Annotated in this window: 18 protein-coding genes and 1 pseudogene; 9 read left to right on the forward strand and 10 right to left on the reverse strand. The window is 49.4% G+C overall.

Annotated elements, in window-relative coordinates; all coding sequences use genetic code 11:
- Positions 1–24 precede the first annotated feature (24 nt).
- Both A9B99_RS19130 and A9B99_RS19135 read right to left on the reverse strand, forming a co-directional pair.
- On the reverse strand, positions 25–1,800 hold the full coding sequence (locus tag A9B99_RS19130; RefSeq protein WP_064600362.1) for a sodium:solute symporter family protein: 1,776 nt from the start codon (positions 1,798–1,800) through the stop codon (positions 25–27).
- Between the two features lie 556 nt (positions 1,801–2,356).
- Positions 2,357–4,369 carry a heparinase II/III domain-containing protein gene (locus A9B99_RS19135; protein WP_064600364.1) on the reverse strand — a complete coding sequence of 671 codons (2,013 nt, stop codon included), beginning with the start codon at positions 4,367–4,369 and terminating at the stop codon, positions 2,357–2,359.
- Between the two features lie 459 nt (positions 4,370–4,828).
- On the opposite strand from A9B99_RS19135, the gene A9B99_RS19140 reads away from it, so the two are divergent.
- Genes A9B99_RS19140 through A9B99_RS19150 form a run of 3 tightly spaced genes read left to right on the forward strand, consistent with a single transcriptional unit; the run spans position 4,829 to position 7,673 of the window.
- A complete protein-coding gene (locus A9B99_RS19140; RefSeq protein ID WP_064600366.1) occupies positions 4,829–5,818 on the forward strand; it encodes a TRAP transporter substrate-binding protein in 990 nt (329 codons plus the stop codon).
- Positions 5,819–5,868: 50 nt separating this feature from the next.
- Entirely contained in the window at positions 5,869–6,372 is a 504-nt protein-coding gene (locus A9B99_RS19145; RefSeq protein WP_064600368.1) for a TRAP transporter small permease, read from the forward strand.
- Complete coding sequence (locus A9B99_RS19150) at positions 6,372–7,673, forward strand: TRAP transporter large permease (protein ID WP_064600370.1); 1,302 nt, start codon at positions 6,372–6,374, stop codon at positions 7,671–7,673. Before A9B99_RS19145 ends, A9B99_RS19150 begins: the two co-directional genes overlap by 1 nt.
- Positions 7,674–7,729: 56 nt before the next feature.
- On the opposite strand, the gene A9B99_RS19155 is transcribed toward A9B99_RS19150, so the two are convergent.
- The gene (locus tag A9B99_RS19155; RefSeq protein ID WP_064600371.1) at positions 7,730–8,233 is read right to left on the reverse strand and encodes an ESA_00282 family adhesion-associated protein; all 504 of its coding nucleotides are present in this window, start codon (positions 8,231–8,233) and stop codon (positions 7,730–7,732) included.
- Positions 8,234–8,336: 103 nt separating this feature from the next.
- Here A9B99_RS19155 and A9B99_RS19160 point away from each other — a divergent pair, with 103 nt between their 5' ends.
- Together A9B99_RS19160 and A9B99_RS19165 are read left to right on the forward strand one after the other, a co-directional pair.
- Entirely contained in the window at positions 8,337–8,747 is a 411-nt protein-coding gene (locus A9B99_RS19160) for a hypothetical protein (RefSeq protein WP_064600373.1), read from the forward strand.
- A 4-nt stretch (positions 8,748–8,751) separates the two neighbouring features.
- Positions 8,752–9,144, forward strand: coding sequence for a hypothetical protein (locus A9B99_RS19165; protein ID WP_064600375.1), 393 nt, complete (start codon positions 8,752–8,754; stop codon positions 9,142–9,144).
- Between the two features lie 283 nt (positions 9,145–9,427).
- Here A9B99_RS19165 and exbD read toward each other — a convergent pair.
- Positions 9,428–9,847, reverse strand: a pseudogene (gene exbD / locus A9B99_RS19170) (TonB system transport protein ExbD); the annotation flags it as partial.
- Positions 9,848–9,853: 6 nt separating this feature from the next.
- Positions 9,854–10,588, reverse strand: a complete 735-nt coding sequence (exbB, locus tag A9B99_RS19175) for a tol-pal system-associated acyl-CoA thioesterase (RefSeq protein WP_156519105.1) — start codon at positions 10,586–10,588, stop codon at positions 9,854–9,856.
- Positions 10,589–10,834: 246 nt separating this feature from the next.
- Here exbB and metC point away from each other — a divergent pair, with 246 nt between their 5' ends.
- Positions 10,835–12,022 carry a cystathionine beta-lyase gene (metC, locus tag A9B99_RS19180; protein ID WP_064600377.1) on the forward strand — a complete coding sequence of 396 codons (1,188 nt, stop codon included), beginning with the start codon at positions 10,835–10,837 and terminating at the stop codon, positions 12,020–12,022.
- A 135-nt stretch (positions 12,023–12,157) separates the two neighbouring features.
- Positions 12,158–12,847, forward strand: a complete 690-nt coding sequence (locus tag A9B99_RS19185) for a DedA family protein (protein ID WP_064600379.1) — start codon at positions 12,158–12,160, stop codon at positions 12,845–12,847.
- 15 nt (positions 12,848–12,862) lie between these two features.
- Here A9B99_RS19185 and A9B99_RS19190 read toward each other — a convergent pair whose 3' ends face one another.
- The gene (locus tag A9B99_RS19190) at positions 12,863–13,795 is read right to left on the reverse strand and encodes an AraC family transcriptional regulator (RefSeq protein WP_064600381.1); all 933 of its coding nucleotides are present in this window, start codon (positions 13,793–13,795) and stop codon (positions 12,863–12,865) included.
- A 184-nt stretch (positions 13,796–13,979) separates the two neighbouring features.
- Between A9B99_RS19190 and yqhD the strand changes: the two genes are divergently transcribed.
- Positions 13,980–15,143 (forward strand): alcohol dehydrogenase, encoded by a 1,164-nt coding sequence (gene yqhD / locus A9B99_RS19195; protein ID WP_064600382.1) that lies wholly within the window; start codon positions 13,980–13,982, stop codon positions 15,141–15,143.
- 75 nt (positions 15,144–15,218) lie between these two features.
- Positions 15,219–16,046 (forward strand): 2,5-didehydrogluconate reductase DkgA, encoded by an 828-nt coding sequence (dkgA, locus tag A9B99_RS19200; RefSeq protein ID WP_064600383.1) that lies wholly within the window; start codon positions 15,219–15,221, stop codon positions 16,044–16,046.
- A 105-nt stretch (positions 16,047–16,151) separates the two neighbouring features.
- Here the strand turns inward: dkgA and A9B99_RS19205 are convergent, their stop codons facing one another.
- The 4 genes from A9B99_RS19205 to parC form a co-directional block, all read right to left on the reverse strand.
- Positions 16,152–18,422, reverse strand: coding sequence for a YgiQ family radical SAM protein (locus A9B99_RS19205; protein WP_064600384.1), 2,271 nt, complete (start codon positions 18,420–18,422; stop codon positions 16,152–16,154).
- Between the two features lie 147 nt (positions 18,423–18,569).
- Positions 18,570–19,979 carry a cell division protein FtsP gene (gene ftsP, locus A9B99_RS19210; RefSeq protein ID WP_064600386.1) on the reverse strand — a complete coding sequence of 470 codons (1,410 nt, stop codon included), beginning with the start codon at positions 19,977–19,979 and terminating at the stop codon, positions 18,570–18,572.
- Positions 19,980–20,049: 70 nt separating this feature from the next.
- Entirely contained in the window at positions 20,050–20,808 is a 759-nt protein-coding gene (locus A9B99_RS19215; RefSeq protein WP_064600387.1) for a 1-acylglycerol-3-phosphate O-acyltransferase, read from the reverse strand.
- A 235-nt stretch (positions 20,809–21,043) separates the two neighbouring features.
- Positions 21,044–23,311 carry a DNA topoisomerase IV subunit A gene (gene parC / locus A9B99_RS19220; RefSeq protein ID WP_064600389.1) on the reverse strand — a complete coding sequence of 756 codons (2,268 nt, stop codon included), beginning with the start codon at positions 23,309–23,311 and terminating at the stop codon, positions 21,044–21,046.
- Between the last annotated feature and the right edge of the window lie 176 nt (positions 23,312–23,487).

The following is a 23,487-nucleotide window of genomic DNA, read 5'->3' on the forward strand; positions in this document are numbered from 1 at the left end:
TGCAAGTTTAATAACTTGATAATATTATGAAAGTTGTTTTTTCAGTTGTTCCACAGGTTGTTGTACTTCGCCGCTGCGTTTGAGTAAGTAACCCACCAGCAATACAGCTAACGCACAACCCAGGAATAACATTCGGCCCCACAGTGGGTTGGGCAATAAAACCATCAACAACAGCCCGGTTCCCATCATCAGAGTGATACGGCCCAGTTTGCTGCGTTGCAGGCGGTCAAATTCGTCCTGACCTTCTGCAGCCACAACTGGCGTATCCACGTTTTTAAAGAAGGTATCGACGTTTTCTTTCTCTTCTTGTGTCAAGGAAGACTCTTTATAGAACAGTGCCGTCAAGGCAAAGAAGCCGCCAGTTAACACCAGGTGCGCCGCAACTGTCAGTGTAGTGGTCAGTTCCGAACGCTCACGCGCGGTCAGTGTGATACCAAACAAGTCAGCACACCACTGAGCAGTAAAGACATTCATTACCAGCCAGGACACCACCATACCGAAGCAGACCGTTGACCATGCCGCCCAGCGCGGCGTTTTACGAATAAACATACCGAAGAACAGTGGAACCAGAATCGGCGATTGCAACAATGTGGCCACTCGCATCATCAGTTCGAACAGACTCAGACCTTTAAGTTGGGCAAACAACTGCGCAATCAGAATGACCAGGATGCCATTGACCACGGTGACAATCTGACTGGTACGCAGCAATTGTTTTTCTGACCGCACTTTGTTACGGCATACAATTGGCGACCAGAAGCTGCGCACAAAGATACCCGAGTTACGGCACAGAGCAGAATCCATGGAAGACATCGTGGCGGCAAACAGACCTGCTACCAGCAAGCCGACGGTTCCTGCTGGCATCATTTTCTCTGCAAACACCAGGTACACGGCGTCGGACGCTTTGTTGCCAAGTTCAGAATGAGACGCTGCGGCATCCGGTAACAGAACAGCCGCCGCCCAGGGCGGGATAAACCAAATAATAGTACCCACCACCATCAGCCCCATTGCCAACAAAGCGGCTTTGCGGGCGTTGCCGGAATCTTTCGCGTTCAGAAAGCGATAAGAGTCCTGCATGTTGTTGATACTTTGCATCTGTTTCACCAGGAAGAAGATAAATGAGCCCACCAGCAACAGGCCGTAGTTCATATCCGGGCCCATCATGAAGTCGCCAGGGAATTGCTCAAGCATGTTGGTCGGGCCACCAACAGCCACCAGTGCAACAATTGCGCAGGCTACCGAAATCACTGCGACAACCAGTGTCTGAACAAAGTCACTGGCCACCACCCCCCAGGCGCCACTGAGCATAGAAATAAGCAGTACAGAGATCCCGGTAACCCAAATAGTGGTTGCCATGTCGTAGCCAAATACCGCGCCGACAAAAATAGCCAGGCCATTCAGCCACACACCACCATTCAATATACTCAGGGGGATAATCGCCCAGGTGAAGAACTGTTCATTACCCTTGCCAAAACGAGCACGAACACCTTCTGTTGGTGTATCAACACGCATCTGGCGGAAACGCTGGCTGAACCACCACCAGGAAGCCATGTAACCCAAAATATTACCGAAGAATACGAAGGTAACAGCAAAGCCATCTGTAAATGCTTTACCAGCAGCACCGGTAAAGGTCCAGGCGGAGAACTGAGTCATAAAGGCTGTCGCCCCGACCATCCACCACAGCATGCGGCCACCACCTCGGAAATAGTCACTGGCCGACTGGCTGGCCATTTTTTTGAAAGCGAGGCTTATTACGACCATCAGGACGAAATAGCCTGTAATTACCAGGATATCAATACTCATTTAATTACCTCTGAGCCACCTGCTTTTGCTCTGGCAAACGCAGTCTCACTGAAAAAATCACCCAATCCATGAAATCTGCATAAATTATAAAACAGTGTTTTAAAAAAAATGTGACGTGGTTTTTATTTGTGGAATTATTATGAAACAGGTCACACTTATTTATGATCTCAATCACATTTAATGCAGGCTGAATGGTTTCAGTAATGGCGAGAAAAAGTAACTCAAATGGGGAAAAGATAACTTCTTAAATTTCATAAAGATAAAGAATCAGAAAAGTAACGGTTAGTGGATAAATAATTATCATGATGGCTATTTTTAGGATTTTTCATTCGTCATTTTTGGTATTTTTAGCACCAGAAAGATGACTGCTGTATAAACACACCCCAATACTCAAACTGGATATAAAGCAACATAGCGGGGCTACTCAGCACTAACCAACAGGTAGCAACACAAACACGTATTCGGACTTCAGAGATAAAGCCCTGGTGAGAATCAATACCGGGGAGGAATAAACAGGCGGTATACCCGAAGACAGTACCGCCCGGATCAGGGCTGGTTAATCAATAATCTGCGGAGTCCCTTTGTTCCACGGAAGGGTCATCACCTGGCGTGCCCCGCACTGGTTAATGTGAAGCGCCACGCTTCCTGGTTGCCATGCAACATCAATAAGCGAAATACTGTTTCTCCCGCTTAAATCATACAGCGTGATCAGGTGGTAACGAGCCTGGTTGCTACGCACCACCAGGTAGCTGATATTCCGGGTTACCGGGTTCGCCGGAGCCAGAGCTGTGTATAAAGCGGTTTCCTGCTCACTCGCCAGCCACACCGGTAACTGTTTATCTTCGTGGTGAAAATGAAGTGGCATCACCCCATTGAATGGGCGACGGGTGACAGAATGAAAATACGCATCCACTCCTTGCCCGGGCCATTGGCACGCCTTGCCCGCAGGGCTTTCAGCCAGGCTTGCGTCCACATGCAGAGTAAAGTCCAGTTCCTGCTGGTGCGGGTTCTCAACTTCAACCACATCCACAGCCATACCCGCTAACCACAAGATATTGCGGCGAAAAACAACCCCCTGCCAAAGTTCGGTATCTGTTGCGGGTGGGTAATGGCTGTCCAGCGGTGGCAACACACCTTCCCAACTCACTTTGGTTTGTAACCAACAAAAAGCTGGCTCTTGTTGCCAGTTGATAACCTGGGGTATAGCAGGAGGCTGATTGGTTCGCCCAATACTCAGTGTGTTATGGGTAGCACTGTTTTTATAATACTGGTAATGCGCAGGTGCGCCATAACCTGTTGTTCCCAGGTCTGGCAACCAGTGGTGGCCCTGGTTGAACAGCATGATTCCCAGACAGTCATGGTGATCATGCTCACCTCCAAATGGGGCGTGTTTTAGCAATAACGCCTGGTCAGAGCCAGGCTGGCGCAGTAGTGTCAACCCGGCTCCCGGTGCATGGAGGGTTTCGTCGGGAACCAGAGCCGGGAAGGTATCTGGCAGTATGCTGACGCCATATAGCAAGGCATCCAGATTATTACGGGGTTGCTTTTGGTAGATAGTGTGAAGCACTGCACCATAACGCGGCTTGCCGTATACCGCATAGAAAAACTCATAAATATGGGAATGCGTGAGTGCTTGCTGGCCGGTAATACAATCATTTATGGGTGGGAAAGTGCCGTCAGGCAGCAGTAAATCCAGCGGAAAATCAAGCATCTTTTGGTAGCCGGGTAGTGACAACAAACTCCAGCGGGTTCCACGGGCCAGTTTTTCAAAAGCACAGAAACCTTGCAGTGCATAAAAATGATAATGGACCGATCCCTCGAACCACAATCCTTCATCCAGTAACCCGTGCTCAAGTTGATAACGCAACCCATAATCACTGTTAACCGCGAACTCCAGGTAGTCTGTATCCCCGAGAATTAAACCAATAACTCCCACTGTGGCACTGATTTTTACTTCATGGTTATGTAATTGCCTGACGCGGTGCGCTATCAGAAAATCAGCGCCTTCCCGCAACAACCGTTGTCCAATATAGCGCTGTTCTTCATGGCTAAGCGCATCACGAATGAAGTCATAGCCCAGAGCAAACTCCAGGTGACAATTCGCTTCACACAATGTTTGGGCATTGGCTTTTCCAGGGCCATTACAGGGAATGCCACCATGGACTTCATAGTCCGGATAATATTTGGCGTAACCCAGCAATATCTGGCGTACTTTGTCGAGATATTCCGTGTCCCCGGTAAGTTGCCAGAGTAGCCCTAACTGATAACAAGCTTTTGCATTAAGACCATTAAGCCCACGCCACCATGCGCCATCCCAAGGTTGGCCACGCCATATTTTGCCATCTACCGGGCAGCAATGTGCGTCTGGAGACTGGCGGTTCCAGTTAAGCCGTACACCGTGTTCCGGGCAAAAATAGTAAAGGTTCCATGTCGCAATTGCGGTTTCAGGCACCAGTACTGGCCAGGACAAAATAGCGTGGTTATCTTCACGAAGAGCCTGAATAAACCCAGGGTGACCCTGAAAGCGCGCCTTGCACGTCGAAAAATCTGAGTTACTAAACTGAATCACTTCTGCATCCCTGTCGGCGTTTTTTTTATTAGAACAATTTTCCCTAATAAAATAAACCAACGTTTCATTTTTATAATTTAAAGCAGAGAACCATCAATACTCAGGTTTCCCGCTGGCAACAGACCAATACAAGAAGTTGTCATACCTATTTCAAATAGCACTTTTAAGTAACCAATTAAAACACACTATGACATGAATAAAGCAGGAAAATATTGCGGACTGATAAGTGTCATCAGTAACTATTGCACCGCGCGACAGGCTGAAAACTGAATAACCTGATGAAGTTAATTCAGGTGATCTCATTCACAGAAATAGTCATCCAGGGCTTTCATCCGGAAAAATGTGAACCAAACTAACAAATGCTATCCGACAAGTAAGATAAGATGTCATACATCAAAACCAATAATTACATTTTATTACACAAGCGTTACGCCTTAATTATCCTTCGGAGAATGTGTTATGAAACTGACCTCTTTTTCCCGTAGCCTGCTGGGCGCAGCAATTTTGACCCTCTGCGCCGGCAATGCCAGTGCTGCAGAAAAAGTTACGCTTAAACTGGCTCATAACCTTGAGCGCAGCCATGTGGTTCACAAAGCCTTTGAACAGATGGCGAAAGAAGTCAAAGAGCTTTCCCACGGCAATATGCAAATCCGTATTTACCCCAGTAGCCAAATGGGCAGCGCCAGAGAAACCATGGAGTTACTGCAAAATGGTGCGCTGGATATGACAAAAGGTTCAGCCAGCGATCTGGAGTCATTCGACAACGTATACGCCATCTACAACCTGCCTTATCTGTTCAAAAACCAGCAGCACTTTAACAATGTCGTCTACGGTGAAGTGGGCAAAGAAATCATGAACTCCACCAAGGATAAAGGCTTCTTCACCATGGCAGCCTATGTTGCCGGAACCCGTAGTTTCTACGCGAAAAAACCCATTACTAAACCTGAAGACCTGAAAGGCATGAAAATTCGTGTCCAGGCGAGCCCAACCACACTGAAAATGATTGAGTTAATGGGCGGTTCACCTACCCCTATTTCTTTCGGTGAAGTGTATACAGCCATGCAGCAAGGCGTGGTGGATGGTGCTGAAAACAATGTGCCATCCTGGGTACAAACACGTCATATCGAAATTGCCAAAGTGTTCTCTGAAGATGAACACACCTCCATTCCTGATTTTCTGGTGATGTCGACCAAAACATGGAACAAGCTGACACCAGAACAACAGCAGATTCTGGCTAAAGCTGCTACCGATTCTGAAGTTTATGAACAGAAACTGTGGGATGAAGTGGACAAAGAGTCACGCGAGAAAGCCATTTCAATGGGAGCCACTTTTGTAAAAGTGGATAAAGCGCCGTTCCGTGCTGCTGTTAAACCGCTTTACGACGATTTTGCCAAAGATCCTAAACAAGCAGCCTTGCTTGCCAAGTTTGAAGCCGCCGCGCCACAGTGACGGACCTCTGGCGGGCTTGAAGCCCGCCTTTTTTAATCAGGAAAACAAAAATGATCTTCGACCGTATTAAATGGGTGGTTGACCGGATTATTGCGACCTTTTCTATCCTGGTAATGGTAGCCCTTGTTGTCTGCGTCGTCTGGCAGGTATTCAGCCGTTATGTGCTAGGACAGCCCAGTACCATGACAGATGAGCTGGCACGCTTTTTGATGATATGGGTAGGCTTACTGGGCGCCGCCTATACCGTAGGGGCACAACGCCATTTATCAATTGATATTCTGGCGCTCAGCCTGAGTGAGCGGAAGAAACAGGTTCTCAACATCTTAATTAACCTGTTTATTTTTCTGTTTGCGGGTGGCGTGATTATTTCCGGCGGCCTGAAGCTGATTGAAAAAACCCTTGCCACTGCGCAAGTGTCTGCAGCCATGCAAATTCCTGTGGGTTATGTCTATTTTGTTCTGCCGTTAAGTGGCGCCGTCATGATGTTCTATTCCTTATGGTTTATTGCCCATGATATTCACCGCTTACGCCATCCGGATGAGGTTGCCCCGTAATGGAAAGTTATATTGCTCTCGCCCTGTTTGGTAGTTTCTTTATTCTGGTTTTTATCGGCGTGCCTATCTCGTTTTCAATCGGGATAGCGACTGTCACATCCATGGCGCTGATGTTCCCGTGGGATATCGCCATTATCACCGTCACCCAGCGCCTGGCTAATGGTCTGGATAACTTCGCACTACTCGCCATCCCGTTTTTTATTTTTGCGGGGATCCTGATGAACAGTGGTGGAATAGCCATCAGGTTAATCAACCTGGCGCAAGTGATGGTTGGCCGGGTGCCGGGTTCTCTGGGCCATGTCAACGTACTGGCTAACATGATGTTTGGTTCCATCTCAGGTTCAGCTGTTGCAGCTGCCGCCGCAGTAGGTGGCACTCTGGATCCTATTCAGAAAAAAGAAGGGTATGCCCCCGAGTTTTCAACAGCCATTAACGTTTCTTCCTGTATTACCGGGTTATTGATACCGCCATCAAACGTGCTGATTGTCTTTTCACTGACAGCTGGCGGCGTTTCTGTGGCATCGCTGTTTATGGCGGGTTACCTGCCGGGCATTCTGATGGGTTTTTCCATCATGCTGGTTTGTTGGTTTTTGGCACGTAAACGCAACTATCCATTGTCGCCACGCCCAACAGCTCGCCAGGCGCTGAAAGCGCTTCTGGATGCACTGCCCAGCCTGTTATTAGTGTTTATCGTTATGGGTGGGATTTTAGGTGGGGTGTTTACCGCCACCGAGGCTTCCGCCATCGCTGTGGTGTATACCTTTATCCTTTCAGTGCTGGTTTACCGGGAAGTAAAATGGCGTGATTTGCCCGGGCTTATTCTGGAGTCTGTTGTCACCACATCCATCGTGTTGTTGCTGATTGGCTGCTCAGTGGGCATGTCGTGGGCTATGACCAACGCCGATATCCCCTACATGATTAGTGATGCCATGATGGGTATCTCTGATAACCCGCTCGTTATTCTGCTGATGATTAACGTAGTGTTGCTGGTGGTAGGTATCTTCATGGATATGACGCCCGCAGTACTGATTTTCACCCCTATTTTCCTGCCGATTGCGCAGACACTGGGAATGGATCCGGTACATTTCGGAATAATGATGGTAGCCAACCTGTGTATTGGTCTGCTGACACCACCTGTAGGGAGTGCGCTGTTTGTCGGGTGTTCCATCTCTGGCGTGAAGATCCAGAACCTGATTAAACCGTTGCTGCCCTTCTATGCCGCCCTGTTTATTTCACTCATGATGATAACCTATATCCCTGAAATTTCGCTGTTCATACCGAAATTGCTGGGGCTGATGTGATACTTACCCGGCAGGCGCTAATTCTTCGCCTGGCCGGGTTTCCTTCTGCATAACCGTTATACATCCCCAAGCGAAACCACAGGGCGCTGGTAAGCAGGCCACACAATCGCAACCAGTTCCGGATAAGCACTCAGGCTGAACTCATAGAAACACTGGCGCAGATTCAGCACTTCAATATCTGAGTAGCCAATCACTTCCCCATTCATACAGCGCTTTTTCAGATTGTCATAGTATTTGTACACCGCTGAGTTGAGGTCGCTGCAACGCCGCTGGGCATCAAACAACCCAGGTGTCGACGTGATTTTATCAATGCCCATTTGCTTAACTGTTATGCGGACAAAATCAATGTACTCGTTATTCACCCGCCAGTACCAGGGTGGGGTAATGTGGTTGATCAAACGGGCAAACTGATCCTCCCCTTGCTCTGGTGTTAATGAGGGTTGTGAATATAAAGGCTGTTGCTGTTCCTGTTTTGCGCTCTTTTTATTATCGCGCATTAAAACAAGCACCCCACCCAGTAGTATTAATAATATAAAGACGAGATAAATAGTGAGGCTCACATTTACACTCCTTTTTTTTGATTTTAATTTTACAACATGTTATTGTCAACGTTACACTCGCCCTGAATAATTTTATCTTTTTGATATAAAAGGCTTATTAGTTATGCTGCCAGATAACCTGGTGCCCGGGCGGTATCACTATATAGTTCCGGAATCACCGCAAGAAAGTTCTGACACTCCATCTGATTTCACTTTAGTTACTGAAAAGCTTCAGGAACTCGAGGTTGAAATTCTCAGCAGCGTCTCTCAACCGGGGCGTATTGGCCTGCCGAAGAACGCCCTTCTGGAAGAACACGACCGCTATTTCAAAGAGCGATTATTTCGCGTTGCTAAAATAGAAACCTTTGCCCGGGTACTAAAAGAATTAGTCGCAGAAAATGAAATTACCCAGGAAGCTCTTTCTGAGCTAATCACACAAAAGACCGTAGAAACAAATGAGCAGGGTGAAAAAATTTGGCTTAATTTAATTACCAGCGAAGTTAAATCACCTTTGTTTTACCGGTTTGAGGATTAGCCCTATGTCTGAACAGGCTCAATCAATTAATAAAAATTTCACTTTAAATACTGAAAATAAGCACCAATTTATCTTAAGTAGAAATTTACAGTCACTGCGGCTTTATAAAAACGAGGTGGTAGACCGTTATACCCGTAAAGTCTCCAGCATTCCGGCGGCTCTGGTTGAGTTGAAGTGGCAAAACCGTAAAGCGCTGTACGCATTCCAGGTGAAAGAAGAAGTTTATGGCAGCGTGTTGTGCCAGTTACTGGCTAACAACCCGGAGCTAAAAGAAAAAGTCATGGCGCGTATTGAGGCACATTACCAGCAGTTTCGTACTCATGAAGCACAAACACTGGAAGTGTCCCGCAAACTGGTTGACGGCCAGTTTAAAACGTCTTCAGCACTCGAAAGCTAGCCTTATTCCCTCTCAGTTTTCTGGCACGTTCTTTCACACATAAAAAAAGCGTGGCCAATGCCACGCCCCGATACCGGTAAGAAGCAGAGCAAGCCAGCTTTCTTACCGGGAACAGATAAAAACCGGCTATTTTCATCAAACTGACTGGCAGAGAACCTGCGCGATGAACCAACAGGTCATCAAACAGTCACTCCGATGTAAATTACTTCGCTGCCGCACCTGACGGCTGTGATGATTGCGCGGGTTGTGGTGAGGCACCCGTTGGGCCTGCTGCTGCCCCGGCCGCAGGGTTACTTTCTTGCGCTACCAGGCCAATTTTGAGATACCCGGCCTGTTGCAGCATATCCATCACATGCATCAGGGTTTCATAATCCACCGTTTTATCCGCACGGAAAAAGATAGTGGTGTCTTTCTTCCCTTCTGTCATGGTGTTCAGGACATCCACCATGTTCTGCTCAGTCACAGGTTCATCGCCGATAAACAATGTTTTGTCTGCTTTGACTGACAGATACAAAGGTTTTTCCGGCCTGGGTTGCGGCTCGCTGGATGACCCCGGTAAGTTCACTTTTACGTCAACTGTCGCCAGTGGTGCAGCCACCATAAAGATAATCAGCAAAACCAGCATCACATCAATAAAAGGTGTGACATTGATATCGTGCATCTCGGCGCTGTCGTCTGAGTTCTCATTAAAATGCATAGCCATAAGGCATCAACCTGCACGCAGTTTCTGAGCTGGCTGGATATTACGTGTTTCACAGCTCGCAGCCAAATCCAGATCGCGGCTTTGCAGTAACAACACTTGTGCGGCCACATCACCCAGTGATGCTTTATAAGCGCCAATCATGCGGGCGAAAACATTATAAATCACCACGGCTGGAATCGCAGCGATAAGGCCAACTGCGGTTGCCAGCAACGCTTCAGCGATGCCTGGAGCCACAACGGCCAGGTTCGTTGTTTGCGACTGCGCAATACCAATAAAGCTGTTCATGATGCCCCAGACTGTACCAAACAGCCCAACGAACGGTGAAATTGCACCAATAGTCGCCAAAAAGCCATTACCGCGCCCCAGATAACGCCCGGTTGCCGCAACACGGCGCTCCAGACGGAAACTGGTACGCGATTTGATGCCTTCGTTATCAGTACTCCCTTCTGAAAGGACCAACTCGTCTTGTGCTTCATTAATTAACTGAGCACTCAAACTGCTGGTGTGAAAACCTGCCGCAGTTTCGCTGGCTTCATCTAAAGAGCGGGCACTTGAGAGTGCGGAATACTCACCATTAAGGCGGCGTTTCCAGGCAAGCAGTTCAGTAAATTTGCGAAAGAACAGCGCCCATGTGACCACGGAGGCGAACAACAGGCCAATCATGACCAGTTTCACCACAATATCGGCATGATGATACATACCCCAGACGGACAAATCCGCCTGCATCAAATTTTCTGCCACAGTCAATCTCCAGGACCAACATGAAAAAAACGAATATTGTCGGTATCATATCAAAATAGTGTCGAATTGATAGTCGTTCTCATTACTATTTACATAATGATCTGGCTCACACTCTGTTTCTTTGCGCCAGGACAGCAATTGACTGCTATTTATCGCACTTTTTCTTATGAAGGTCATTTCCCTGTGCCGGTTCCGCCAGAAGCGTGTTAACTTATTTAGACATCCAGACGTATAAAGGGACAGGCAATGTCAGAGAAACATCTTGAAACCGCGCTGATTACTGCTGGCCGTAACAAGCGCTATACCCAGGGCTCTGTGAACAGTGTTATCCAGCGGGCATCTTCGCTGGTATTTGAGTCCGTCAGTGCCAAAAAGCAGGCCACAGCAGGCAGGGCAACAGGTGAGTTATTTTATGGCCGACGCGGCACCCTCACACATTTCTCCTTACAGGAAGCTATGTGTGAGCTGGAAGGTGGCGCTGGTTGCGCGCTGTTCCCCTGCGGAGCTGCCGCCGTTGCTAATACCATTCTGGCCTTTGTTGAACAAGGTGATCATATTCTGGTAACCCGCACAGCATATGAACCGACCCAGGATTTGTGCACCAAAATCCTCTCACGGTTAGGCGTTACCACCTCCTGGTTTGACCCACTGGCTGGCGCAGATATTGCCAAACTGGTCCGCCCGGAAACGCGTATTGTTTTTCTGGAATCGCCGGGTTCCATCACGATGGAAGTTCATGATGTCCCGGCTATCGTCAAAGCAGTACGAGAGAAAGCCCCCAATGCCATCATCATGATGGACAATACCTGGTCTGCGGGTGTGCTGTTTAAAGCTCTGGATTTTGGTGTCGATATCTCAATTCAGGCTGGCACGAAATATTTGATTGGCCATTCCGATGCGATGGTTGGCACAGCAGTTTCCAACGCCCGTTGCTGGGAACAGTTGCGTGAAAATGCTTACCTGATGGGGCAAATGGTGGATGCAGATACCGCGTATATGACCAGTCGCGGCTTACGTACCCTGGGTGTGCGCCTGAAACAACATCAGGAAAGCAGCATTGCTGTTGCCACCTGGTTGCAGCAGCACCCGGCTGTTGAGCGCGTTAACCACCCGGCTTTACCCGGCAGTAAAGGCCATGAATTTTGGAAGCGCGATTTTACCGGTTGTAGCGGGTTGTTCTCTTTTATTTTGAAAAAACGCCTTAGTGAAGCTGAGTTTGCCCATTTTCTGGACAACTTCAGCCATTTCAGCATGGCCTACTCCTGGGGCGGGTTTGAGTCACTCATTTTAGCGAATCAACCTGAAGAAATTGCCGCCATCAGGCCGGAGAGTGAGGTAGACTTTACTGGCACCCTGGTACGCGTGCATATCGGTCTTGAGAATGTGTCTGACCTGATTGACGACCTCGCCGCCGGGCTGGAGCGCATTGGTTAACTCAGTTTGGTTTAAGTCTGCAAAAAGTTGTCATACATGAGTATGGGATGTGCCATGTTGAGCGCCGGATCAAGGTGTTAAACTGTATCCGTCAGGTACAATTACTATAATTTAAGCTGTTCCACGGGATGTTTCATGGTTGTTATCGAAAATATCATCGCTGCACTTTGGCATCATGATTTTGTGGCTCTGACTAATCCACATGTTATCGGTATCGTGTATTGCATCATGTTCGCGACACTGTTCCTTGAGAATGGTTTGTTGCCTGCAGCCTTTCTTCCCGGGGACAGCCTGCTGTTACTCGCTGGCGCAATGATTGGCCGGGGAGTAATGGATTTTACTTCTACATTATTGTTGCTCACCGCCGCCGCCAGCCTTGGTTGCTGGCTGAGCTACCTGCAGGGCCGCTGGCTGGGCAATACCCGCATCGTCAAAGGCTGGTTACATCAACTGCCTTCACAATATCACCAGCGTGCCACCTGCTTATTTGACCGTCACGGACTGCTGGCACTGTTAGTGGGGCGTTTTTTAGCGTTTGTGCGTACCATTTTGCCCGTCATTGCCGGGTTGTCCGGGCTGTCTAACCGTCGGTTCCAGTTTTATAACTGGCTGAGTGCTGTGTTGTGGGTAGGTACAGTTACTGGTCTGGGTTATGCGCTGAGTATGATTCCGTTTGTAAAGCGCCATGAAGACCAGGTCATGACTGGTTTAATGATTTTACCGGTTGTTCTGCTGGTTGCCGGGTTACTGGGCGCCATCATTGTTGCCGTTAAAAAAAAGCCGATGGGCGGCGTTGTGACAAACAATAACCGCCCGGTTAACTAGGCTACGGCCAGAATTCTACTGGCGGCCAGTGGTGTTCAGCAGATTGCGGGTGCCCGTTTGTGTCGCCCGCATTCTCAGAATATCTTCCCCGGGCGTCAGCCCGAAGTAACGTTTAAATTCCCGGCTGAACTGAGAAGGGCTTTCGTAACCCACCTGAATGGCCGCTGCTCCTGCTTTCATCCCGTCATGCAGCATCAATAAACGCGCTTTGTGTAACCGGTAGGTTTTCAGGTACTGCAACGGTGAGGTGCTGGTGACGGATTTAAAATTATGGTGAAACGCTGATACGCTCATGTTCGCCTCCATCGCCAACTGGTCGACAGTCAGGTTATCACGATACTGAGTTTCAATGCGCCGCAATGCCCGGCTGATCAGGCTAAAATGGGTATGGCGGCTGACCAGGGCCAGCAATGCTCCCCCCACTGGCCCGGTAAGTAAATGGTAGAGAATTTCCCGAATGATGGCTTTACCCAGGATGCGCGCATCCAGCGGTTTTTCCAGTACATCCAGCAACCGTTCCACGGCACACAAAATCGGTTCTGATAAAGGTGCGGAATGAATACCACTGGAAACCGGATGCGGCTGGAATTCCGGTTCTTCACCAATATCCATAAGCAAAGCCTGTAACTGCATAATATTAATGTTGATACGTAGCCCGGCAAGCGGTTCTTCTGGTGTTGCTGTGGTTTCACATTCAAAAGGCAGTGGCACAGTCAGCAATAAATATTCGTTTACATCATAGCGAAAAACACGATCATTCAGATAACCCGTTTTGTGGCCCGAAAAGAGAAAAACAACACCTGGTTCGTACATTACCGGCGTGCGGGGATACGGAGACTCCCCATAGAGCAGGCTAATTTCACCATCAAAAAAATTCGAAGTATTTTTTATGTTTATCAGATGATTAACCTTATTTTTTAAGGTTAAACAAATTTCTTCACGGCTCATTTTTACTTACCAGGCAGAGAGTATTCGGACAAGAGGTAGTGTACTCAAAATGAATTCTTTCTCCATTGTTTTGTAGAAATAGGCAAATCAATTGCAGAAATGAGCATTGAGCAATCGGGCGCAGAATCAGACAATAACCGCCAACGCCCCACAGGGCATAACTAATTATTGAAGGGTACACCCCATGAACAATTTCGATTTACATACCCCTACCCGCATTTTATTTGGTAAAGGTGCGCTGTCTTCACTGCGCGAAAATATTCCGGCAGATGCCCGCATTCTTATCACCTATGGTGGTGGTAGCGTGAAAAAGACTGGCGTGCTTGACCAGGTGCTCACTGCGCTGGATGGTTTAAATGTTCAAACTTTTGGTGGCATTGAACCGAACCCGGCATATGAAACCCTCATGAAAGCCGTAGAAGTGGTTAAGCAAGAAAACATCACATTCTTACTGGCTGTGGGTGGCGGTTCCGTGCTGGATGGTACGAAGTTTATTGCCGCAGCGGCAAAATATCAGGATGGCGTGGATCCCTGGGAAATACTGGAAACCTGGGGCGGCAATATCAAAGACGCTCTGCCGCTCGGCTCCGTGCTGACACTGCCAGCAACCGGATCCGAATCCAACAGTGGCGCCGTGGTGTCTCGCCGTTCAACGGGTGACAAACGCGCATTTATGTCGCCTCATGTTCAGCCTCTGTTTGCTGTTCTCGATCCAGTTTATACCTACACGTTACCAGCCCGCCAGGTGGCAAATGGTGTAGTTGATGCATTCGTTCATACTGTTGAGCAATACATCACTTATCCGGTTAACGCGAAAGTTCAGGATCGTTTTGCAGAAGGCCTGTTACTGACACTGAAAGAAGAAGGCCCTGTCGCGTTGAAAGAGCCTGAGAACTATGATGTCCGTGCGAATATCATGTGGGCTGCCACCATGGCGCTCAATGGCCTGATTGGTGCAGGTGTACCGCAAGACTGGGCAACACACATGCTGGGACACGAGCTCACAGCAATGCACGGCCTGGATCACGGTCAAACGCTGGCCATTGTTCTGCCCGCTTTGCTGAATGAAAAACGCGAGCAGAAGCGTGAAAAACTGCTGCAGTATGCTGAACGTGTATGGAATATCACTGAAGGAAGTGAAGACGCCCGCATTGATGCGGCCATTAATGCCACTCGCCAGTTCTTTGAAAATATGGGGATTCCGACACATTTATCCGATTATGGTCTGGATGGCAGCACTATTCCGGCCTTATTGTCTAAACTGGAAGAACACGGCATGACCAACCTGGGTGAGCATCAGGATATTACCCTGGACGTAAGCCGCCGGATTTATGAGGCGGCTCGCTAACCAGTCTGCACCAATCCTGATTTCGACCCTTCGCTGCCACCTGCTACGGGTGGCAGCTCAATAAAGGAGGAGAGAATGGCGAATGCAAGTGTAATAAAGCTGAACGATGGAAACCTGATGCCGCAACTTGGCTTAGGTGTCTGGCAGGCCAGCAATGAAGAAGTGCTGACCGCCATAAGTAGTGCACTGGATGTGGGCTACCGGGCCATAGATACCGCAGCCGCCTACCACAACGAAGAAGGCGTTGGCCAGGCATTAAAAAACAGTCATGTCCCCCGCGAAGACTTATTTATCACCACCAAACTCTGGAACAGTGACCACCTGCAACCTGCGCAGGCACTTCAGGCAAGTCTTGAAAAGCTACAGCTTGATTATATCGACCTGTGGCTGATGCACTGGCCAGTCCCGGCGAAAGGCCACTACATTGAAGCCTGGAAAAGTATGATTGACCTTCAACAGCAAGGGCTGGTGAAGAGTATTGGTGTCTGCAACTTCAATATTGATCACCTGCAGCACATTATTGATGAAACGGGCGTTCACCCGGTGATTAATCAGATTGAACTGCACCCGTTATTTCAGCAGCGTGCATTGCATGCATGGAATGCCACCCACCAAATACAAACGGAATCCTGGAGCCCACTGGCCCGGGCTGGTGAAGGTATTTTTGAGCAGAAGATTATTCGTCATCTGGCAGACAAATACGGGAAATCGCCCGCGCAAATTATTATCCGCTGGCACCTGGATAACGGACTGGTTGTGATACCAAAATCGGTAACCCCATCGCGCATTGCTGAAAACTTCAATGTCTGGGATTTCCGCCTGGAAAAAGAAGAACTGGCAGAGATGGCAAAACTGGATTGTGGTAAGCGGATTGGCCCGGATCCGGATAAGTTTGGGGCATAAGGCTGCCACTGGCATCTTGCCAAAGCAGGGCGATATAAGCGCCTCGCAAAAAACAAACGCCCTTCATTACGAAGGGCGTTGTTTCATTTGTTAAGCCAACCTGCTTTAGCCTTGTCTGGACTGAGGTTTACGGCGCTTTTGCGCGGCCTGGGGTGAGCGCCCAGGTGCAGCCTGAGATGTGCGACCTGTACTTGTAGTTGCAGACTGAGGTGCGCGACCCGTTGCCGACTGAGGAGACCGGCGTTGATGAGCCATTGGTGTATGGCGTGTCAGTGCGGTCTGGCTCTTACGATTCTGGCGACGTGCTTCGCGCATTTCTTCCATCGTTGGTGACGGCACAAGGCACTCACGCCGTGGGCCTATCAGGTGCTTTTTCCCCATCGCTTCCAGTGCAGAGCGAATCAACGGCCAGTTAGCCGGATCATGGTAACGCAGCAAAGCTTTATGCAGGCGTCGTTGCTTATCGCCACGCGGCACCACAATATCTTCACTCTTGTAATTCACTTTAGACAACGGATTTTTGCCGGTGTAATACATCGTGGTGGCATTTGCCAGCGGCGACGGGTAGAAGTTTTGTACCTGGTCCAGGCGGAAACGGTGTTTCTTCAACCACAATGCAAGATTAACCATATCTTCATCTCGCGTACCTGGATGCGCAGAAATAAAGTAAGGGATCAGGTACTGCTCTTTACCAGCCTGTTTTGAGTAACTGTCAAACAGCTCTTTGAAACGATGATAGCTTCCCATACCTGGCTTCATCATCTTCGATAACGGACCTTCTTCGGTATGTTCAGGCGCAATCTTCAAATAACCGCCCACATGGTGGGTTGCCAGTTCTTTAATGTAGCGCGGGTCTTCAACCGCCAGATCGTAACGTACACCAGAAGCTATCAGGATCTTTTTAATACCACTCAGGTCACGAGCCCGGCGATACAAGTCAATCGTCGGCTGGTGATCGGTATCCATGTGCGGGCAGATATCCGGGTAGACACAGGATAAGCGGCGGCAGGTTTGCTCAGCACGCGGGGATTTACAGCGCAACATGTACATATTGGCTGTTGGCCCGCCCAGGTCGGAAATCACACCAGTAAAGCCCGGCACAGTATCGCGGATCGCTTCAATTTCATTGATGATTGAATCTTCTGAGCGGCTCTGGATAATGCGCCCTTCATGTTCGGTGATTGAACAGAAAGTACACCCACCGAAGCAGCCACGCATAATATTGACCGAAAAACGGATCATTTCATAGGCAGGGATACGGCTGTCGCCATATGACGGATGCGGTACGCGTTTATAAGGCAGTGCGAACACGCTGTCCATCTCTTCGGTGGAAAGCGGAATGGCCGGTGGATTTATCCAGATATACCGGTCACCCTGTTTTTGCATTAATGCCCGTGCACAACCAGGGTTGGTTTCATGGTGCAGGATCCGTGATGCATGGGCATACAAGACTTTGTCGCCTTTCACTTTTTCATAGGATGGCAACAGAATGTAGGTCTTTTCCCAGGGCTTTTGCTTTAGTTTTGGCGGCTGTACCACGATGGCTTCTGCTTTTGCCCCCGCGCCCACTTCAACGGTTTTGTTATTATCCGCACAAGGCAAATCCTCGCCATAAGGATGCGGGATTGGGTCTATCTTACCAGGAGTATCCAGGCGAGTGGAGTCCACCCCTTCCCAACCTGGCAGCGCTTCACGAACAATAATCGCAGTATTGCGCACATCTTTAATTTCACTGATGGGCTCACCCTGCGATAAGCGGTGTGCCACTTCTACCAGTGGGCGCTCGCCATTGCCAAACATCAGCATATCTGCTTTGGCATCAATCAACACGGAACGGCGAACGGTATCAGACCAGTAATCATAATGCGCAGTGCGGCGCAGGCTGGCTTCAATACCGCCAAGGATAACCGGCACATCGCTCCAGGCTTCTTTGCAGCGCTGAGTGTAAACCAGGGTAGCACGATCCGGGCGTTTACCTGCGACGTTATCCGGTGTGTATGCGTCGTCGTGGCGCAATTTCCGGTCTGCTGTGTAGCGGTTAATCATGGAGTCCATATTGCCCGCGGTCACACCGAAGAACAGGTTGGGTTTGCCCAGTGCCATAAACGCGTCTTTACTGGTCCAGTCTGGCTGGGAAATAATCCCAACACGAAACCCTTGCGCTTCCAGCATACGGCCGCAAATCGCCATCCCGAAACTCGGGTGGTCAACATAGGCATCACCGGTAACCAGAATAATATCGCAGCTATCCCAGCCTAATTGGTCCATCTCCTTGCGGGACATGGGCAGAAAAGGGGCAGGACCAAAGCAGGCAGCCCAATACTGGGGCCATGAAAAAAGGTCGCGCTCGGGCTGAATCAGGCTGGTACGGCTCATATTGCTTCCGAAAAAAAGTAAAAAGATATCAAAGGGCCGCGATTATACGCCGGGTTAGTGCCGGAAAAGAAGAGGGCTGAACAAATTATGCTCACTTAACTGCCACCTGATACCCCTGAATGCTCAGTGATATCAGGTGGATAAGCATCAGGATGCAGGTTGAACTAATAGCTGCCCAATTGAGCCCCTGTCGGCCAGTTCCAGTGTCTGGCTGGAATACAGGAAGGGGAAATGCGGCCAGGACGGCTGGCCGAAATACACCAGCAATTCCACCTGCCCGTCAACCCAGACGGTATCTTTCCAGCCCCGGTCTTCCGGGAAGGGGGATGCGCCATTCACATTACGCACCTGGAACATGACACCTTCAATATGGAAAGCCTGGGGCGTATTAGCGTGTACGGTCCAGCGCTCCCAGGTCCCTTGCAAGGTCTCAATATCTATGCGGTTGACGTCCCACAACTGACCATTAATACCCGGATCATCACCCAGTGAAATATCACGGCTGCGCGTTGAGCTACCGGCAATAATATCTTCTGGCAAAAGACGGGCAGGAAGTGGAGTGGTCACCAGGGGCAACAAGCCTGTCGGCCGCAGCGTCAACACCAGCGTCGAAATCAGGATGCTGGATGGTTCAAAAAAGCCACGAATGCGTTCCATTATGCCAGCAGATTCCCCGCAGGTAATGGAGACGGCATCACCATTGCTCATATCCACCAGCACTTCGCGACGTTCACCGGGGGCAAGAGAGAGCTGAGAAACGGATACGGGTGCCGGTAAAAAACCCTGATCACTGGAGATAACGTGCAGCGGTCTGCCATCAGACATACGTAACAGGTAACGCCGGGCATTCGACGCATTAAGTAAACGCAGGCGCACCCAGCCTCGCGAGACGTCGACATAAGGACCCTGTACGCCATTGACCAGCAAGGTATCACCAATAAACCCGCCATCGGAAGGTTCGCTGTAGGTTGGCGCGCCAAAGTTATCCAGCCGTTTGTCCTGCAAGATGACCGGGAAATCATCCACCCCATAGTGGTTAGGGACAGGTAATGATTTACTGATGTCATCTTCCACCAGCCACATTCCCACCAGCCCTTTGTAAACCTGCTCAGCGGAACGGTTTGGCGTATTTGCGCGGTACCACAATGTGGCGGACTGCTGGCGAATGGGCAGCACTGGCGCCCAGTCAGCGTTGGGTGTCATCATGCGTGCCGCACCACCCATTAGCGGCCCCGGAACCTGCAACCCGGAAATTGTCATCGCGACATTCTCCGTTAACCGGTTGCTGTAAATCATTTTAACATCATCACCATTCCATACACGAATGGTGGGCCCCATGTAGCGCCCGTTAAAACCCCATACCTGAGCACGCGTTCCGGGTGCAAAAGACCAGTGAGCGCTTTGCAGCGTCAGAAACAAAGGTTGCCCGCGCCGGGACTCCAGCAATGGCGGAACAGGAAGAGGCAACTGGGTAGCCGCATTGGCTTTTAACGGCAACGCCCCAGCGCCCAGTGCAATGCCAGATGCCTGAATAAACTGACGCCGGCTGAGTGACATAATTGCTCCATGTAAACTGAATGAAATTTGGCGGGACACCTTTCCCGCCTAAAAATGACCGGAAAGAGGCCTAACGTTGTACGTTTTTCTCGGACGTAACTTTTCCCGCTTCGCGCAAAGCAACTTCTTCATCCAGTGCGCGAATTTTTTCTTCCATCAACTGGCGGCAATGCGCAGACAATTCACGAACCTGATCTTTACCGAAGTTGCTGGTATCAACAGGTGGCAACATTTCAACTATCACCAACCCATTACACCAGCGATTGAGTTTAATTTTATTGCTGGTGTTGGAAACACAGATGGGAATGACAGGCACTCCGGCAGCCAATGCTGCATGAAATGCCCCGGCTTTAAAAGGCAACAAACCACGACCACGACTTCGTGTCCCTTCTGGAAACATCCAGATGGAGATATTACGCTCGCGAATCTGCTGAACGACCTGGGCAATCGTACCATGTGCTTTTGCCCGGTTATTGCGGTCTATCAGCAGATTGCCAGTCAGCCAGTAAAGTTGCCCAAAAAAAGGGATCCACAATAAACTTTTCTTGCCAACTGTTACGGTTGTTGGCTGAACAATATACGACGCTGTTACCATATCGTAGTTGTTCTGGTGGTTGGCAATGTAAATAGCATTACCAAAGTTTTCTGCACCGGACGGTTTGCGGATTTCCACCTTTAACCCAAATACGGTAGACAGGCGGGCAAAAAGATGACCAAACGTAGCAACGTGGCGTGGGTTTCTGGGGCTGAAGAGACAATATATTGAACCGAAAACACACACCAAAAGACTGTAGAGCACAACAATAATAAAACGAATAATCAAAAGCATAGCAACCTCTGAAGACACAGGCGATGTTCACCAGAGCCCTGGTATAATTTCAGTTTCAGGCAGGTTTCAACGCCTTTTATCCTGTCCCCTGAATAACATTAACAACCACTATTTGCAGACCAGCAAACCATTATAACTGGAGAATGCATTGTCAGGCGCTTTGCCATCACAAACAATGGTGAGGTGAAAAAATCATACGAATTCAGGGAAGTGAAGCGCCACTCCCCTGTTCTGTTTATGACTCGCTGTCATCGTCAGCGCGGGCTGGTGAGTCTATTTCAATATTATCAATCCGCTGCAAACCGCGCATCACCGTTCCCCGACGCCCGCGCTCTGCATGGACTTTCTGTAACTCTTCCGGACGCAGTTTCAGTTTCCGCTTACCAACATGAATAGTCACTGTGCTTTGTGGCGGCAGAACACGCAACCAGGCAAGTTTATCTTTCCCGCTTACGGCTTCCGCCGCAGGAATTGAGATAATTTTATTCCCTTTACCTTTTGAGAGTTGCGGTAAATCACGGACCGGGAACATCAGCATACGCCCGGCGGCAGTAATCGCCAGTAACATATCGTCATCATGATTTACCCATAACGGCGGCAATACCCGGGCATTTTCCGGCAGGCTAATCATTGCTTTGCCTGCGCGGTTGCGGGCAACCAGATCATTAAAGGTACACACAAAGCCGTAACCGGCATCGGAAGCCATCAACAGTTTTTGCTCATCCGGTGCCATCAGAACCTGTTCAACCACCGCTCCCGGCGGTAGCGTCAGCTTACCAGTGAGTGGCTCCCCTTGCCCACGAGCAGACGGCAGGTTCACAGGATCCAGCGCATAGCTACGCCCGGTTGAGTCGATAAATACCACTGGCTGGTTAGACTTACCTTTAGCCTCCGCCATAAAACTGTCGCCCGCTTTATAATTTAACCCGGCGGCATCAATGTCATGGCCCTTGGCACTGCGAACCCAACCCATTTGCGACAACACAATCGTGACGGGTTCAGACGGCATCATCTCATGGTCGCTCATCGCCTTCGCTTCACTACGTTCGTGTAACGGAGAACGGCGGTCATCGCCATAAGCCTGTGCATCTGCCTGCAACTCTTTTTTCAGCAGGTTATTCATTTTCCGCTCAGAAGCGAGAATGCCCTGCAGTGTATCGCGTTCTTTTTCCAGATCACTCTGCTCACCACGGATTTTCACTTCTTCCAGGCGGGCAAGGTGGCGTAATTTCAGTTCAAGAATTGCTTCCGCCTGAGTATCTGAGATACCAAAGCGCGACATCAGTGCGGGCTTCGGTTCATCTTCAGTGCGGATGATTTCAATAACTTCATCAATGTTGAGGAACGCAACCAACAAACCTTCGAGGATATGCAGCCGTTTCAGTACTTTCTCCAGCCGGAAACTCAACCGGCGGCGTACTGTGTCACGACGGAAAACTAACCACTCACTGATAATTTCATGCAGGTTTTTAACCGCAGGGCGGCCATCCAAACCAATCATGTTCAGGTTAACGCGATAGCTTTTCTCAAGGTCGGTAGTGGCAAACAGGTGGTTCATCACCTGTTCCATATCCACGCGATTAGAACGCGGTACAATCACCAGACGAGTTGGGTTTTCGTGGTCGGATTCATCGCGCAGATCATCAACCATCGGCAGTTTTTTCGCCCGCATCTGGCTGGCGATTTGTTCCAGCACTCGCGCACCGGAAACCTGGTAAGGCAGTGCAGTAATAACCACAGCACCGTCTTCTTTATTCCAGACAGCACGCATACGTACAGAACCACGCCCGTTCTGGTAAATTCTACGGATATCTTCACGAGAAGTAATAATTTCCGCTTCCGTGGGGTAATCCGGCCCCTGAATAATATCCAGCAAGGCATCCAGCGAGGTTTTGGGGTTTTCAATCAGGGTTACTGCTGCCTGAGCCACTTCACGCAAGTTATGAGGCGGAATATCTGTCGCCATACCAACAGCAATCCCGGTGGTGCCGTTTAACAGAATATTTGGCAAACGGGCTGGCAGCATCTTCGGTTCGCTGAGCGTCCCGTCAAAGTTAGGGACATAATCAACCGTTCCCTGGCCCAGTTCACTGAGCAGCACTTCAGCATAACGCGACAAGCGGGATTCGGTATAACGCATCGCTGCGAAGGACTTCGGATCATCCGGTGCCCCCCAGTTCCCCTGCCCATCTACCAGCGGATAGCGGTAAGAGAAGGGTTGCGCCATCAGTACCATTGCTTCGTAGCAGGCACTGTCGCCATGGGGATGGTATTTACCCAGCACATCCCCGACGGTACGTGCTGATTTTTTGAATTTCGCCGCTGCATTGAGCCCCAGTTCAGACATGGAGTACACAATGCGCCGCTGAACGGGTTTCAGGCCATCGCCAATAAATGGTAATGCGCGATCCATGATGACGTACATGGAGTAATTGAGATACGCACTTTCCGTAAATTCATGCAGAGCACGGCGTTCTACGCCGTCATGAGTAATCTCACTCATTAATTTTTAACCCTCAAACTGACTGGCCAATGCAAAGTTGAATGGCAATATTGTGGCCGATAGTACCCTATCTGGCGTGGAGAGTCACAAGAAGCGCATTATTGCCCTCAGAGCAAAAGTCTTTGCCTGTCTTTCCACTACAGGCGTGATACACATCACGATAAAATCCTCCGCAT

Source organism: Mangrovibacter phragmitis (genome assembly GCF_001655675.1).
Classification (GTDB): domain Bacteria; phylum Pseudomonadota; class Gammaproteobacteria; order Enterobacterales; family Enterobacteriaceae; genus Mangrovibacter; species Mangrovibacter phragmitis.

Bases quoted from the DNA above. Each gene is read 5' to 3' on its own strand.
- dkgA (WP_064600383.1), top strand. From the start codon at position 15,219: ATGGCGAATGCAAGTGTAATAAAGCTGAACGATGGAAACCTGATGCCG.
- A9B99_RS19150 (WP_064600370.1), top strand. From the start codon at position 6,372: ATGGAAAGTTATATTGCTCTCGCCCTGTTTGGTAGTTTCTTTATTCTG.
- A9B99_RS19165 (WP_064600375.1), top strand. From the start codon at position 8,752: ATGTCTGAACAGGCTCAATCAATTAATAAAAATTTCACTTTAAATACT.
- ftsP (WP_064600386.1), bottom strand. From the start codon at position 19,979: ATGTCACTCAGCCGGCGTCAGTTTATTCAGGCATCTGGCATTGCACTG.
- A9B99_RS19160 (WP_064600373.1), top strand. From the start codon at position 8,337: ATGCTGCCAGATAACCTGGTGCCCGGGCGGTATCACTATATAGTTCCG.
- A9B99_RS19205 (WP_064600384.1), bottom strand. From the start codon at position 18,422: ATGAGCCGTACCAGCCTGATTCAGCCCGAGCGCGACCTTTTTTCATGG.
- metC (WP_064600377.1), top strand. From the start codon at position 10,835: ATGTCAGAGAAACATCTTGAAACCGCGCTGATTACTGCTGGCCGTAAC.
- A9B99_RS19185 (WP_064600379.1), top strand. From the start codon at position 12,158: ATGGTTGTTATCGAAAATATCATCGCTGCACTTTGGCATCATGATTTT.
- A9B99_RS19140 (WP_064600366.1), top strand. From the start codon at position 4,829: ATGAAACTGACCTCTTTTTCCCGTAGCCTGCTGGGCGCAGCAATTTTG.
- yqhD (WP_064600382.1), top strand. From the start codon at position 13,980: ATGAACAATTTCGATTTACATACCCCTACCCGCATTTTATTTGGTAAA.
- A9B99_RS19190 (WP_064600381.1), bottom strand. From the start codon at position 13,795: ATGAGCCGTGAAGAAATTTGTTTAACCTTAAAAAATAAGGTTAATCAT.
- parC (WP_064600389.1), bottom strand. From the start codon at position 23,311: ATGAGTGAGATTACTCATGACGGCGTAGAACGCCGTGCTCTGCATGAA.
- A9B99_RS19130 (WP_064600362.1), bottom strand. From the start codon at position 1,800: ATGAGTATTGATATCCTGGTAATTACAGGCTATTTCGTCCTGATGGTC.
- A9B99_RS19145 (WP_064600368.1), top strand. From the start codon at position 5,869: ATGATCTTCGACCGTATTAAATGGGTGGTTGACCGGATTATTGCGACC.
- A9B99_RS19215 (WP_064600387.1), bottom strand. From the start codon at position 20,808: ATGCTTTTGATTATTCGTTTTATTATTGTTGTGCTCTACAGTCTTTTG.